Genomic DNA, 12,794 nt, shown 5'->3' with positions numbered 1-12,794 from the left:
TGAAGGGAAACCCCTCAGGTGAAGCTGCAGCGCCACGGCGCCATCGCCTGCCTCGCTCTTACCGCGGTGCTCGGTCTCAGCGCCTGCGGTTCGGACAACAACGCGCCGAGCGGCGCCTCCGCCTCCGGCTCCGCCGCTGCCGCCGACTGCGCCACGGGCACGCTGAACGCGCAGGGTTCCTCCGCGCAGAAGAACGCGATGGCCGAGTGGATCAAGGCGTACCAGCAGAAGTGCGCGGGCACCACGATCAACTACGAGCCCAGCGGTTCGGGCGCCGGCATCCAGGCCTTCATCGCCGGCACCGCCGACTTCGCCGGTTCGGACTCCGCCCTCAAGCCGGAGGAGCAGCCGCAGGCGGACGCCAAGTGCGTCGGCGGCCAGGCCCTCAACCTGCCGATGGTGATCGGCCCGGTGGCCATCGTCTACAACGTCGGCGGCGTGGACAACCTCCAGCTCAAGCCGGCCACCCTGGCACAGATCTTCGCCGGCAAGGTGACCAAGTGGGACGACCCGGCGATCAAGGCCGACAACCCGGACGCCAAGCTGCCGTCGACCGCGATCCAGGCGGTGCACCGCTCCGACGAGTCGGGCACCACCGACAACTTCACCAAGTACCTCTCCAAGACCGCTGAGGCGGACTGGACCTTCGGCAACGCCAAGGCCTGGAAGGCCCCGGGCGGCGTCGGCGCGGCCAAGTCCGACGGTGTGGCCAGCAAGGTCAAGAGCACCGAGGGCACCATCAGCTACGTCGAGTGGTCGTACGCCGAGAACTCCGGCCTGAAGAAGGCCAAGGTCCAGAACGGTGCCGGCGAGTGGGCTGAGCTGACCGCCGAGTCGGCCGGCAAGGCGATCGCCGGGGCCAAGATCGAGGGCCAGGGCAACGACCTGAAGATGTCGATCGACTACAACACCAAGGAGGCCGGGGCGTACCCGATCGTCCTGGTGACCTACGAGATCGTCTGCAGCAAGGGCCTGGCGGCCGACAAGCTGCCGCTGGTCAAGGGCCTGCTGACCCACGCGGCCAGCGCCGAGGGCCAGCAGGACCTGGTCGAGCTGGGCTACGCCCCGCTGCCGGACTCGGTCCGCACCAAGGTCGAGACCGCGGTCAAGAGCCTCGCCTGACGCACCGGCCCACACCACCTTCTCAATGCGAAGCGAGCGAGCAGATGGGTGACACCCCTCAGCGCTCGGCGCACGCCGGCACCGGCGGGACCCGCGTGGCCTCAAGCCACGAGTGGCCCGCCGGTGCCTCGGCGCGTGTGGCCGAGACCTCCGGCAACCCTGGTAACCGCGAACCCGGCCTGGGCGGTGGCGGGGCCCTGCCCCGGGCCCGGGCCTTCGGCGCGGAACGGGCGTTCCGTGGCCTTACCCTGGCCGCCGGCACCGCCGTCCTGGTCGTCATCGCGGCGATCGCGGTCTTCCTGATCGCGAAGGCCGTGCCGGCGCTGCGGGCGAACACCGAGTCCTTCTGGACCTTCGAGGGTTGGTTCCCGAACGAGAACCCGCCGAAGTTCGGCATCGGGGCGCTCGCCTTCGGCACCGTGCTCACCGCGCTGCTCGCTCTGCTCATGGCGGTGCCGGTCGCGATGGGCATCGCCCTCTACCTGTCGCACTACGCCCCCCGCCGGCTGGGCAACGGCCTCGGCTTCCTGATCGACCTGCTGGCCGCCGTGCCCAGCGTGGTCTTCGGGCTCTGGGGCCGGGACTATTTCGCCCAGCCGATCGCCGACCTGTCGACCTGGCTCAACCGCTACTTCGGCTGGATCCCGATCTTCGGCGAGGGCCCGTACGGGAACTCGATCCTGCTCGGCTCGGTGGTGCTGGCGATCATGGTACTGCCGATCATCACCTCGCTGTCCCGCGAGGTGTTCCGGCAGACGCCGACGGCCAACGAGGAGGCCGCCCTCGCCCTGGGCGCCACCCGCTGGGAGATGATCCGGACCGCCGTCCTCCCGTACGGCCGGCCGGGCGTGATCGCCGCGGTGATGCTCGGCCTGGGCCGCGCGCTCGGCGAGACCATCGCCCTGGCGCTGACCCTCGGCTCCACGTACGCCATCTCGTTCAACATCCTGCAGAGCGGCGGCAACTCGATCGCGGCGAACATCGCGAACCGGTTCGCCGAGGCGAACGACACCGGTCGGGGGGCCCTGATCGCCTCCGGCCTGGTGCTCTTCGCGATCACGCTGATCGTCAACATCACCGCCCGCGCGATCATCTACCGCCGCCGCGAGTTCACGGAGTCGGCCGCATGACCACCACCGTCACCTCCCACCGCCCGCAGCCCCCGGCCCAGCCGGTCACGCTGCGGGCCAAGCGGCTTCCGGCGTACGCCGCGCCCGCCGTCGCCGTCGTGGCCCTGCTGGTCGCCGCCGGGATCGTGTACGGCGCCGGCATCGGCGGCCCGGTCCTGGTCGTGGTCCTCGGCGCGCTGCTCTACCTGGCCGGCCTCTACGCCGCCGCGAACGCGGTGGAGGGCCGCCGGTCCGCCCGCAACCGGACCTGGAGCGCGCTGATCCACTCCGCCTTCGTGCTGGCGGTGCTGCCGCTGGCCTCGGTGGTCTGGACCCTGGTCAGCAAGGGCGCCGAGCGGCTGGACGGCAACTTCTTCCTCACCTCGATGAACAACATCGGCGCCCGGGACGCGAACGGCGGCGCCTACCACGCCATCGTCGGGACCCTGGAGCAGGTCGGCATCGCCGCCCTGATCACCGTCCCGCTCGGCGTGCTCTGCGCCATCTACGTCGTCGAGTACGGCCGCGGCCGGTTCGCCTTCACGATCCGCTTCTTCGTGGACGTCATGACCGGCATCCCGTCGATCGTCACCGGCCTGTTCGTGCTGGCCTTCTGGGTGCTGATCGTCTCGCCATTCTTCAACGACGGCCGGCCCGGCTTCTCCGGCTTCGCCGCCGCCCTGGCGCTGAGCGTGCTCATGCTGCCCACCGTGGTCCGGTCCAGCGAGGAGATGCTCCGCCTCGTCCCGGCCCCGCTGCGGGAGGGCGCGTACGCCCTCGGCGTGCCGAAGTGGAAGACCGTCCTGCGGGTCGTGCTGCCGACCGCGCTGCCCGGCATCGTCACCGGCATCATGCTCGCCATCGCGCGGGCCGCCGGCGAGACCGCGCCGGTGCTGCTCGTCGCCGGTGGCGGCGCGGCGATCAACTTCAACCCGTTCGAGAACAACCAGTCGTCGCTGGCCCTCTTCGTCTACCAGCAGGCCGGCGAGGCCTCGAAGTACTCGCCGGCGCGGGCGTGGACCGCGGCGCTGACCCTGGTCGCCCTCGTCCTCATCCTGACCGTCGCGGCGAAGTTGCTGGCCCGTCGCAACCGGCTCGGCCGATGAACCCCGGAGGTACCACCACCATGGCCAAGCGCATCGAAGCCACCAACGTCACGGCCTACTACGGCGCCTTCAAGGCGATCGAGAACATCAACCTGACCGTCGAGCCGAAGACGGTGACGGCGCTGATCGGCCCCTCGGGCTGCGGCAAGTCCACCTTCCTCCGGTCGATCAACCGGATGCACGAAGTGCTGCCGGGTGCCCGGGTCGAGGGCAGCCTGACCATCGACAACCAGGACATCTACGACCGGGACGTCGACGTCACCGCGGTCCGCCGGATGATCGGCATGGTCTTCCAGCGGCCCAACCCGTTCCCCACCATGAGCATCTTCGAGAACGTGGTGGCCGGGCTGCGGCTCAACGGGGTGAAGAAGAAGTCGATCCTGGAGGAGGCGGCCGAGAAGGCGCTCCGGTCGGCGAACCTCTGGGACGAGGTGAAGGATCGGCTCGGCAAGCCGGGCGCCGGCCTCTCCGGCGGTCAGCAGCAGCGGCTCTGCATCGCCCGCACGATCGCGGTCGAGCCGCAGGTGGTGCTGATGGACGAGCCCTGCTCGGCGCTCGACCCGATCTCCACGCTGGCCATCGAGGACCTGATGTTCCAGCTCAAGGACAAGTTCACGATCATCATCGTCACGCACAACATGCAGCAGGCCGCCCGGGTGTCGGACCGGACCGCCTTCTTCTCGATCGAGAAGACCGGTGACCCGGGCCGGCTGATCGAGTACGACAACACCCAGAAGATCTTCAGCAACCCGAGCGTGAAGAAGACCGAGGACTACATCACCGGCCGCTTCGGCTGAGCCACTGATCCCGGTCCGCGAGGGGCGTCGGTCGATCTCGACCGGCGCCCCTCGGCGTACCCGGGTCAGTCGAGGAGGAAGCGGGGCTCGCCGTTCGCGGGGAGGTCGAGGCGCGGGGTGACGGGGGTGGCGGCGTCGCGGGTCGCCGCGGCCCGGGCCACGCCGGCCAGGTCACCCGTGGCGGCGACCTGATTCAGGGTGACCAGGGTGGGCGGCAACATGTTCAGCTCGCCGGCCGCCGCCCGGGCCAGGGCCTCCGCCGGGCGGATCCACATGGTGTGGTCGGCCTCGCCGGAGACGTCCCGGGTCCGCTGCCCCTCCGGCAGCAGGGCCACGAAGAAGTACGTGTCGAAGCGGCGCGGCTCGAACTCCGGGGTGATCCAGCGGCTCCACGGCAGCAGCAGGTCGGACCGGAGGGTAAGCCGCCGGCCGGCCAGCAGGTCGGCGAAGCCGGTCCGGCGGGACACCAGGTCCTGCCGGGCCGCCTCCCAGTCGTCCCCGCTCACGTCGCCGACCACGGTCGCCGCGTCCGGGCCGGCCAGCAGCACGCCGGCCTCCTCGAAGACCTCCCGGGCGGCGGCGCAGACCACCGCCTGGGCGGCGTCCGGGCCGAGGCCGAGCCGGCCACCCCACGCGGCCGGCTCCGGGCCGGCCCAGTCCAGGTGCGCCTGCGAGTCGGAGCGGTCCACCCCGCCGCCGGGGAACGCGTACACGCCGCCGAAGGCCATCGCGGCGACCCGGCGGATGACGTACACCTCGAAGTCGGCGCCGGCGGGGCGGAGCAGCAGCACGGTGGCCGCGACCCGGGGCACGGCCGGGACGCCGCCCTCGGCGCGGAACCGGCGGGCGTGCTCCACCAGGGCGGGGGGTGCGGCGAAACCGTTGGTGGTCATCCTGCGAGCCTAGTTCCCGACCAGTGGATCAACGCTCCGGCGATCCGGCGGACCGGGATAGCGTGCCGTCTCATGACGCGTTGGGGAATCCTGGCCACCGGGCTGATCGCCGGCCGTTTCGCGGCGGACCTGCGGCTGGTGCCGGGAGCAGAGCTGGTGGCGGTCGGCTCGCGTACCCGGGAGAGCGCCGAGCTGTTCGCCGCCCGGCACGACGTGCCCCGGGCGTACGCCTCGTGGGCGGAACTGGCCGCGGACCCGGACCTGGACGTCATCTACGTGGCCACCCCGCACGCCGCCCACCACTAGGCCGCCATGGCCTGCCTGGCGGGTGACAAGGCCGTCCTGGTGGAGAAGCCGTGCATCCTCGACCTGGCGACCAGCACCGAGCTGATCGAGACGGCGCGCGCCCGCGGCCGCTTCCTCATGGAGGCCATGTGGATGCGGACCAACCCGCTGCTCCTGCGGGTGCTTGAGCTGATCGCGGCGGGGGCGATCGGCGAGGTGACCCACGTACGGGCGGACTTCGGGGTGGCCGGGCCGTTCCCGGCCGGGCACCGGATGCGGGCCCGGACGCTCGGCGGCGGGGCCCTGCTCGACCTCGGGGTCTATCCGGTGAGCCTGGCCCACCTGCTGCTCGGCGTGCCGCGGCAGGTGCAGGCGTGGGCCCGACTGAGCCCGGAGGGCGTCGACGAGAACACCGGCATGGTGCTCGGCTGGGACTCCGGCGCGGTGGCGACCCTGAGCTGCGGGATGGTGGGCGCCACCGCGATCACCGCGTCGATCACCGGCACCCGCGGCCGGATCGACCTGCCCGAGCCGTTCTACCGGCCGGGCGCGGCGGTGCTGCACCGGCGCGGCGCCGAGCCGGAGACCGTCGCGGCGGAGCTGACCGGCGGCGGCTACCAGTACGAGGCCGCCGAGGTGCAGCGCTGCCTGGCGGCCGGGCTGATCGAGAGCCCGCTGGTGCCGCACGCCGCCACCCTGGAGGTGATGGCCCTGCTCGACGGCATCCGGGCCCGGATCGGCGTCTCGTACGCGTGAGGGCCCCCGGCCGGGCGGCCGGGAGCCCTCACGTCGGTCTCAGAACAGCGGACGGACCAGCAGGTACGCCAGGCAGGCGATGGCCGCCGCCGCCGGGAACGTGATGATCCAGGCGACGACGATGTTGCCGGCCACGTTCCAGCGCACCGCGGAGAGGCGCTTGGTCGCGCCCACGCCCATGATCGCCGAGGTGATGGTGTGGGTGGTGGAGATCGGGGCCTTCAGCACCAGGGCGTTGAAGTAGAGCACCGCACTGGCCACGGTCTCGGCGGCGAAGCCCTCCGGCGGGCCCAGGTCGATGATCTTGCGGCCCAGGGTCCGGATGATCCGCCAGCCACCCGCGTAGGTGCCGGCCGCCAGCATGGCCGCCGAGGTCCAGAACACCCACTGCGGGATGTGGGTCTTGTCGGACTGGTAGCCACCCGTGTAGAGGGCCAGCACGATGATGCCCATGGTCTTGGCGGCGTCCTGCATGCCGTGACCGACCGACATGGCGGCGGCCGAGGCGGTCTGCGCCCAGCGGAAGCCCCGGTTCAGCTTGCCCGGCTGCCCCTTCCGGAAGAGCCAGAGGATCGCCAGCATCACCAGGAAGCCGAGGATCAGGCCGACCACCGGCGAAAGCACCATCGGGATGATGACCTTGTCGATGATGTTGCCCCACTGCACGACGCCGTCGGCGGCGAAGAGGGTCGCCCCGACCAGGCCGCCGAACAGGGCGTGCGAGGAGGACGACGGCAGGCCGAAGTACCAGGTGATCAGGTTCCAGGCGATCGCGCCGAGCACGCCGGCGAAGACCACCCCGAGGCTGGCCACCCCGGTGGGCAGGGTGACCAGGCCGTCGCCGACCGTCTTGGCCACCCCGGCGCCGAAGTGCGCGCCGACGAAGTTGCCGACGGCAGCCAGCGCGAGGGCGACCCGGGGGGTCAGCGCCCGGGTGGAGACGCTGGTGGCGATCGCGTTGGCCGCGTCATGGAAGCCGTTCGTGTAGTCGAACGCCATGGCGACCACGATCACCGCCAGCACGGCGATGAGTTCGGGAGTCACGGGCTCAGGACTCCTTGACCGCGATGGTCTCGACGGTGTTGGCCACGTGCTCGAAGGCGTCGCAGGCGGCCTCCAGCTCGTCGGCCACCTCCTTCATCTTCAGCACGGTCAGCGCGTCGTACTCGCCGGAGAAGAGGCGGACGAGCAGCATCCGGTACGCCTGGTCACCGTCGTTCTCGAGCCGGTTGCACTCGATCCAGTAGTCCTCGAGGTTCTTCATCGACCGCAGCTGCGGCATGGCGTCGGCGGTCAGCTTGGCCTGCTGGTCCAGCACGTTCACCAGTTCGTGCAGCTCGCGCGGCAGCGCGGGGAGCTTGGTCAGGCCGTACAGGTAGAGCAGGTTGCCGACCGCCTCCAGGTGGTCCATCACGTCGTCGAGCAGCGAGCCCAGCCGGTAGATGTCCTCGCGGTCGAACGGCGTGATGAAGGTGGAGTTGATCTTCTTGAACAGGTCGTGGGTGATCTGGTCGCTGTCGTGCTCGACCTCGGTCAGCCGCTCGCTGACCGACTGCACGTCAACGCCGGGCAGCGCCAACTCGTTGAGGAGCTCGGTACCCCGCACCAGGTTCTGCGCGGCCCTGGTGAAGAGCTCGTAGAAGGCGCCCTCGGTGGGACGGAAGGAAAACTTCACAGCACGGACCTCGTCGTGTCGGTGGAAGGGTGGCCGTCGCCCCGCGGGGCGTCCGCTCTGCGCATGCTAGGTACCCGGCGTAACCGGGCATCCGTCGGCCCACCCCTGGTCAGGGGCGATTCACCGCTCGTTCACCTGCCGTTCACCTTGATCTTCCCGCCCCTCACCCCGCAACCGCTCGCGCTCCCGCTCGACGTCGAAATCGGCGGGCGGATACCCCAGATCCAGCCCGTCGAACGTTTCCCGGAGCAGGTGGGCCACCGCCCAGTCGCGGTACCACTTCCGGTCCGCCGGCACCACGAACCAGGGCGCGGCGTCCGTGGCGCACCGGTGGAGCGCCTCGGCGTACGCGGCCTGGTAGCCGTCCCAGCGGGCGCGGGTGTCGAGGTCGCTCGGGTTGTACTTCCAGTACTTCGTCGGGTCGGTGAGCCGCTCCATCAGCCGCTCGCCCTGCTCGGCGTACGAGATGTGCAGCATCACCTTCAGCAGGGTGACCGAGTTCTCGGTCAGCTCCCGCTCGAAGGCGTTGATCGCGTCGTAGCGGCCCCGCCAGGTGGCCTCGTCGACCAGCGACTCCACCCGGGCGATCAGCACGTCCTCGTAGTGCGAGCGGTTGAAGATCCCGACGTACCCGGGCGGCGGCAGGGCCCGGCGGATCCGCCAGAGGAAGTCGTGCCGCCGCTCCTCCTCGGTCGGCGGCCCGAACGAGCGGATGTGCAGGCCCAGCGGATTCATCGCGCCGGCCACCCGCTTGATCGTGCCGTCCTTGCCGCCGCAGTCCATGGCCTGGAGCACCAGCAGCACCCGGCGCGGGCCGTCGCCGGCCAGGTACGCGCCGGCCTGGGTCGGGGCGCTGGTCGGCGTCTCCGGGCCGGCGGCGGCCTTCGCCCCGGCGTACAACATCTCCTGCTGGCGGCCGAGCGCCACGCCGAGCAGCTCGACCTGCCCGCGCGCCCACTCCTTGCGCCGGCTGCCGCTCCCGGCCGCCACGGGCAGCCCCAGCGTCGACCGGGGATCGATGCCCGCGAGGTCCACGGCCCGGCCGTCCGGCGCCACCCGCAGCAGCTCCCGCATCGCGCCGCCCTCGGGCCGCACCACCTCATCGACTCCGCTCATCCCCCGATCCTCACCCACCGCGCCCACCCCCGCCTCCCGAGCGCACCCCGCCCCAAGATCCACACCCGGCGCTGATCGTTGACCTGACGGCGGGACGCGGCGACGTGTCACGTTTGGGGGCGGCGGATCGTCCAGAGGTACGGGGAGAATGTGTCTCCGGCGGGAGGGAGCGGATCGTGACGGACCTGGCCGCGGATTTCGAGGCGGAGCGTGGCCATCTCATGGCGGTCGCGCACCGGATGCTGGGCAGCCGGAGCGAGGCCGAGGACGCCGTGCAGGAGACCTGGCTGCGGTACGCGGGCGCGCTCGCCGACCCCGCCGCCCGCGCCCAGATCCGGGAGCTGCGAGGCTGGCTGACCACCACCTGCTCGCGCATCTGCCTGGACGTGCTCCGCTCCGCCCGGGTACGCCGCGAGGCGTACCCCGGTCAGTGGTTGCCGGAGCCGGTGGTGACCGACCTGCCCGCGGCGGACGGGTTCGCCCCCGACCCGGCCGAGCGGGCGGTCCGCGCCGACCAGCTCGGCACCGCCCTGCTGGTGGTGCTGGAACGGCTGAGCCCCGAGCAGCGGGTGGCGTTCGTGCTGCACGACGTCTTCGCCGTGCCGTTCGCCACGGTCGCGGAGGTGCTCGGCACCACCCCGGTCGCGGCCCGGCAGCTCGCCTCCCGGGCCCGCCGGGCGGTGACCGCGCCGGACGTCCCGCGGCACACCGCCGACCTGGCCGAGCAGCAGCGGGTGCTCGCCGCGTTCACCGCCGCCGTGGAGTCCGGCGAGCTGGAGCGGCTGGTCAAGGTGCTCGCCCCGGACGTGGTGCTGATCGGCGACAGCGGCGGGCACTTCCCGGCGGCCCGCCGGCCGGTGGTCGGGGCCGAGGCGGTGGCCCGCTTCATCCTCGGGCTCTTCGGCCAGGCCGCCCGGTACACCGGTCGGGTCCTTGCCCGGCCCGTGCTGGTGGACGGCACGCTGGGCTGGCACGCGGAGACGGCGTACCGGGACGGGCGGACGATCCGCATGGTCACCTCGTTCGCGGTGCACGAGGGCCGGGTCACCGGCGTCTACAACCAGCTAAACCCGGAGAAGGTGACCCAGCTGCCGGCGGTGGGGACGCAGGCGGGCTGGCCGCCGCACGGGTGAGGCCGGCTCAGACCACCAGGGCCAGCCACTTCCGGTACGACGTGGCGAACGGCTCGGTGCCGTCGCCGAGCGCGCCGAACAGCCAACGGGCCGCCGCCTCGGCCTCGACGACCAGGTCGTCCGGGTAGCCGAAGCGCTCCCGGTGCTCGGCGAACTCGTCCTCGTCGCGCAGCTCGACGACGCCGGTCTCGCGGCGGCGCACCACGTCCAGGTCGAGGTCGATCAGGTGGACCGTGTCCTCGCCCTCCCAGTGCGCCGGGGTGGTGATGTCGCAGTAGACCTCGCTGGTCCGAGGCGGCGGGTTGAACATCCCGGTCCACCAGTTGTGCCGGGGCACCAGCAGGACGAACGGGATCTGCTCGACCGACGGCCGGCCGTGGTAGACCGATTCGGTGCCGGCCGGCACGCCGAGCCAGACGCCGAGGTCGTCCTCGGCGAGCCGGCGGGCCGGGTAGTCGCGGTGGGCGCTGCCGTCGTACTTGCGGTAGATCACGCGGACCACGTCGCTCGGCATGACTGGCACCCTAACCGATTCCGGCCACGCGACGCGATCGGCAGGTAACCGGACGCGACCCCGGATCGCGCCACGCGGCCGGATGGGCGGGACCGCCGTCGGCCGCGGCGGGTACGGTCGCACGGTGACCCCGCCCCGTACCGCCACCGGTCCCACCGTCAGAAAGCAACGTCGGGGCACCCGGCCCAGCGGCGACGAGCTGCTGGCCGCGGCGGTCGGCGCGGTCCCCGGCGGCGCGGCGCGACCCGGCCAGCAGCAGATGGCCGAGGCGATCGAGCGGAGCATCGCCTCCGGCGAGCACCTGCTGGTCCAGGCCGGCACGGGCACCGGCAAGTCTTTGGCATACCTGGCGCCGGCGCTGACCGTGGACGGCCCGGTGGTGGTCTCCACCGCCACCCTGGCGTTGCAGTCCCAGCTGGTCGACCACGACCTGCCCCGGCTGGCCGACGCGGTGGAGCCGCTGCTCGGCCGCCGCCCCACCTTCGCCGTGCTGAAGGGCCGGCACCACTACCTCTGCCTGGCCCGGCTGGACAGTTCGGTCGAGGACGAGCCGGAGGAGGCCCTCTTCGACGCGCCCCGGCCCGGCGGCGGCACCAAGTGGCTCGGCGAGGCGGGCCGGCTGGGCAAGCAGATGCAGCGGTTGCGCGACTGGGCGGAGGAGACCGCCACCGGCGATCGGGACGAGCTCGACCCGGGCGTCGACGACCAGGTCTGGCGGTCGGTCTCGATGCCGGCCCGGGAGTGCGTGGGCGCCACCCGCTGCCCGTTCGGCCAGGAGTGCTTCGCCGAGGCGTCCCGGGCCCGGGCCCGCGAGGCGGACATCGTGGTGACCAACCACAGCCTGCTCGCCGTCGACATGCTCGCCGGCCGGCACATCGTGCCGCCGCACAAGCTGCTCGTGGTGGACGAGGCGCACGAGCTGGCGGACCGGGTGTCGTCCGCCGCCCAGGCGGAGCTGGTCCCCGAGCTGATCGACCGGTCCGCCCGCCGGGCCCGGCCGCTGCTCCGCCCGGAGATCGCCGAGCGGCTCACCGAAGCGGGCGACGCCCTCGCGGTGGGGCTGGCCGAGGCGCCGGCCGGGCGGCTCACCGCCGGGCTGCCGCCGGCCCTCCGGGAGGCGTGCACGCTGCTCGACGCGGCGACCCGGGCCGCGCTGGAGGCGATCGGCGAGGTCAAGGCCGACGACCCGGACCCGGTCCGCAAGCAGCAGGCGAAGGCGGTGCTGGACGAGCTCTCCACCACCGCGCAGCGGCTGCTGGAGGAGGCCGACCACGACGTCGCCTGGGTGGAGAGGCCGGAGAACGGGAGCCGGCGGGCGCTGGTGGTCGCGCCGCTCTCGGTCGCCGGCACGCTCGCCACCCACCTGTACGACGAGCGCACGGTGGTCGCCACCTCGGCCACGCTGGCGCTGGGCGGCCGGTTCGACACCGTCGCCCGGGCGCTGGGGCTGGAGGCGCCGCCGCCCGCCCCGCCCTCCCCGGCCGCCGCCGCGCTGGCCAGCGCGGCCGCCGCTGGCCGCACCGGCACCGCCGCCGCGCCGGTCGCGAGCACCGCGGGCAGCCGCGCCGCCGTCGGCACCGTGCCCGCCACCGACGGGCCCGGCTGGCGGTCGCTCGACGTCGGCTCGCCGTTCGACTACGCCCGGCAGGGCATCCTGTACGTCGCCGCGCACCTGCCCCGGCCCAGCGTCTCCGGGCTGCCCGAGGCGGCCGGCGAGGAACTGCTGGCGCTGGTCGGCGCGCTCGGTGGGCGTACCCTCGGGCTCTTCTCGTCGCGACGGGCCGCGCAGCAGGCGGCGGAGCTGCTCCGCGCGCGGACCGACCTGCCGGTGCTGCTCCAGGGCGAGGAGGCGCTGCCGCTGCTGGTCCGCCGGTTCCGGGAGGAGCGGGAGAGCTGCCTGTTCGGGGTGATGTCGCTCTGGCAGGGGGTCGACGTGCCGGGTGACGCCTGCCAGCTGGTGGTGATCGACCGGCTGCCCTTCCCCCGGCCGGACGAGCCGCTCGCCGCGGCCCGGGCGGCGGCGGTGGACGCGAGCGGCGGCTCCGGTTTCGCGGCGGTCAGCGTGCCGATCGCGGCGGTCCGGCTGGCGCAGGGCGTCGGCCGGCTGATCCGGGCGACCGGCGACCGGGGCGTGGTGGCGGTGCTCGACTCCCGGCTGGAGACGGCCCGGGGCTACGGCCCGTTCCTGCGGCGCTCGCTGCCGCCGTTCTGGTACACCACCCGGCCGGACGTGGCCCGGGGCGCGCTGGAACGCCTCGGCAGGTCCTGATCCCGGCGTTGCTCCACTC

The 12,794-nt window shown here is 72.8% G+C and carries 11 protein-coding genes and 1 pseudogene; 7 read left to right on the top strand and 5 right to left on the bottom strand.

What is annotated here, in order from left to right:
• The first annotated feature begins 18 nt into the window (after positions 1-18).
• The 4 genes from pstS to pstB are packed head-to-tail and all read left to right on the top strand — an operon-like array spanning position 19 to position 4,134.
• The gene (gene pstS, locus FXF52_RS01270) at positions 19-1,122 is read left to right on the top strand and encodes a phosphate ABC transporter substrate-binding protein PstS (protein ID WP_148793253.1); all 1,104 of its coding nucleotides are present in this window, start codon (positions 19-21) and stop codon (positions 1,120-1,122) included.
• A gap of 44 nt (positions 1,123-1,166) precedes the next feature.
• Positions 1,167-2,252, top strand: coding sequence for a phosphate ABC transporter permease subunit PstC (pstC, locus tag FXF52_RS01265; RefSeq protein WP_148793252.1), 1,086 nt, complete (start codon positions 1,167-1,169; stop codon positions 2,250-2,252).
• The gene (pstA, locus tag FXF52_RS01260) at positions 2,249-3,337 is read left to right on the top strand and encodes a phosphate ABC transporter permease PstA (RefSeq protein ID WP_148793251.1); all 1,089 of its coding nucleotides are present in this window, start codon (positions 2,249-2,251) and stop codon (positions 3,335-3,337) included. The genes pstC and pstA overlap by 4 nt, the downstream gene beginning before the upstream one ends.
• A 20-nt stretch (positions 3,338-3,357) precedes the next feature.
• On the top strand, positions 3,358-4,134 hold the full coding sequence (gene pstB / locus FXF52_RS01255; protein ID WP_148793250.1) for a phosphate ABC transporter ATP-binding protein PstB: 777 nt from the start codon (positions 3,358-3,360) through the stop codon (positions 4,132-4,134).
• Between the two features lie 65 nt (positions 4,135-4,199).
• Here pstB and FXF52_RS01250 read toward each other — a convergent pair whose 3' ends face one another.
• The gene (locus tag FXF52_RS01250) at positions 4,200-5,027 is read right to left on the bottom strand and encodes an NUDIX domain-containing protein (RefSeq protein ID WP_148793249.1); all 828 of its coding nucleotides are present in this window, start codon (positions 5,025-5,027) and stop codon (positions 4,200-4,202) included.
• Positions 5,028-5,099: 72 nt separating this feature from the next.
• Between FXF52_RS01250 and FXF52_RS01245 the strand changes: the two are divergent.
• Positions 5,100-6,068: pseudogene (locus tag FXF52_RS01245) on the top strand (Gfo/Idh/MocA family protein).
• Between the two features lie 39 nt (positions 6,069-6,107).
• Here the strand turns inward: FXF52_RS01245 and FXF52_RS01240 are convergent.
• The 3 genes from FXF52_RS01240 to FXF52_RS01230 form a co-directional block, all read right to left on the bottom strand.
• Positions 6,108-7,112 (bottom strand): inorganic phosphate transporter, encoded by a 1,005-nt coding sequence (locus tag FXF52_RS01240; protein ID WP_148793248.1) that lies wholly within the window; start codon positions 7,110-7,112, stop codon positions 6,108-6,110.
• A gap of 4 nt (positions 7,113-7,116) precedes the next feature.
• A complete protein-coding gene (locus FXF52_RS01235; RefSeq protein ID WP_148793247.1) occupies positions 7,117-7,743 on the bottom strand; it encodes a DUF47 domain-containing protein in 627 nt (208 codons plus the stop codon).
• A 120-nt stretch (positions 7,744-7,863) separates the two neighbouring features.
• Positions 7,864-8,859, bottom strand: a complete 996-nt coding sequence (locus FXF52_RS01230) for a PPK2 family polyphosphate kinase (protein ID WP_148793246.1) — start codon at positions 8,857-8,859, stop codon at positions 7,864-7,866.
• Positions 8,860-9,035: 176 nt separating this feature from the next.
• On the opposite strand from FXF52_RS01230, the gene sigJ reads away from it, so the two are divergent.
• Positions 9,036-9,992, top strand: a complete 957-nt coding sequence (sigJ, locus tag FXF52_RS01225; RefSeq protein WP_148793245.1) for an RNA polymerase sigma factor SigJ — start codon at positions 9,036-9,038, stop codon at positions 9,990-9,992.
• Between the two features lie 7 nt (positions 9,993-9,999).
• Here the strand turns inward: sigJ and FXF52_RS01220 are convergent, their stop codons facing one another.
• Positions 10,000-10,506 (bottom strand): DUF402 domain-containing protein, encoded by a 507-nt coding sequence (locus FXF52_RS01220; RefSeq protein ID WP_148793244.1) that lies wholly within the window; start codon positions 10,504-10,506, stop codon positions 10,000-10,002.
• 82 nt (positions 10,507-10,588) lie between these two features.
• Here FXF52_RS01220 and FXF52_RS01215 point away from each other — a divergent pair, with 82 nt between their 5' ends.
• Positions 10,589-12,775, top strand: coding sequence for an ATP-dependent DNA helicase (locus FXF52_RS01215; protein WP_187413278.1), 2,187 nt, complete (start codon positions 10,589-10,591; stop codon positions 12,773-12,775).
• Positions 12,776-12,794 lie beyond the last annotated feature (19 nt).

This window comes from Micromonospora sp. MP36 (assembly GCF_008119785.1).
Lineage (GTDB): Bacteria > Actinomycetota > Actinomycetes > Mycobacteriales > Micromonosporaceae > Micromonospora.
The sequence above is the reverse complement of the archived record's forward strand: the minus strand, read 5'-3'. Positions and strand labels throughout refer to the sequence as shown.

Excerpts from the sequence above, each read along its gene's own strand:
- pstC (WP_148793252.1), top strand. The coding sequence starts at position 1,167 with ATGGGTGACACCCCTCAGCGCTCGGCGCACGCCGGCACCGGCGGGACC.
- pstA (WP_148793251.1), top strand. The coding sequence starts at position 2,249 with ATGACCACCACCGTCACCTCCCACCGCCCGCAGCCCCCGGCCCAGCCG.
- pstB (WP_148793250.1), top strand. The coding sequence starts at position 3,358 with ATGGCCAAGCGCATCGAAGCCACCAACGTCACGGCCTACTACGGCGCC.
- FXF52_RS01250 (WP_148793249.1), bottom strand. The coding sequence starts at position 5,027 with ATGACCACCAACGGTTTCGCCGCACCCCCCGCCCTGGTGGAGCACGCC.
- FXF52_RS01230 (WP_148793246.1), bottom strand. The coding sequence starts at position 8,859 with ATGAGCGGAGTCGATGAGGTGGTGCGGCCCGAGGGCGGCGCGATGCGG.
- FXF52_RS01220 (WP_148793244.1), bottom strand. The coding sequence starts at position 10,506 with ATGCCGAGCGACGTGGTCCGCGTGATCTACCGCAAGTACGACGGCAGC.
- FXF52_RS01215 (WP_187413278.1), top strand. The coding sequence starts at position 10,589 with ATGGGCGGGACCGCCGTCGGCCGCGGCGGGTACGGTCGCACGGTGACC.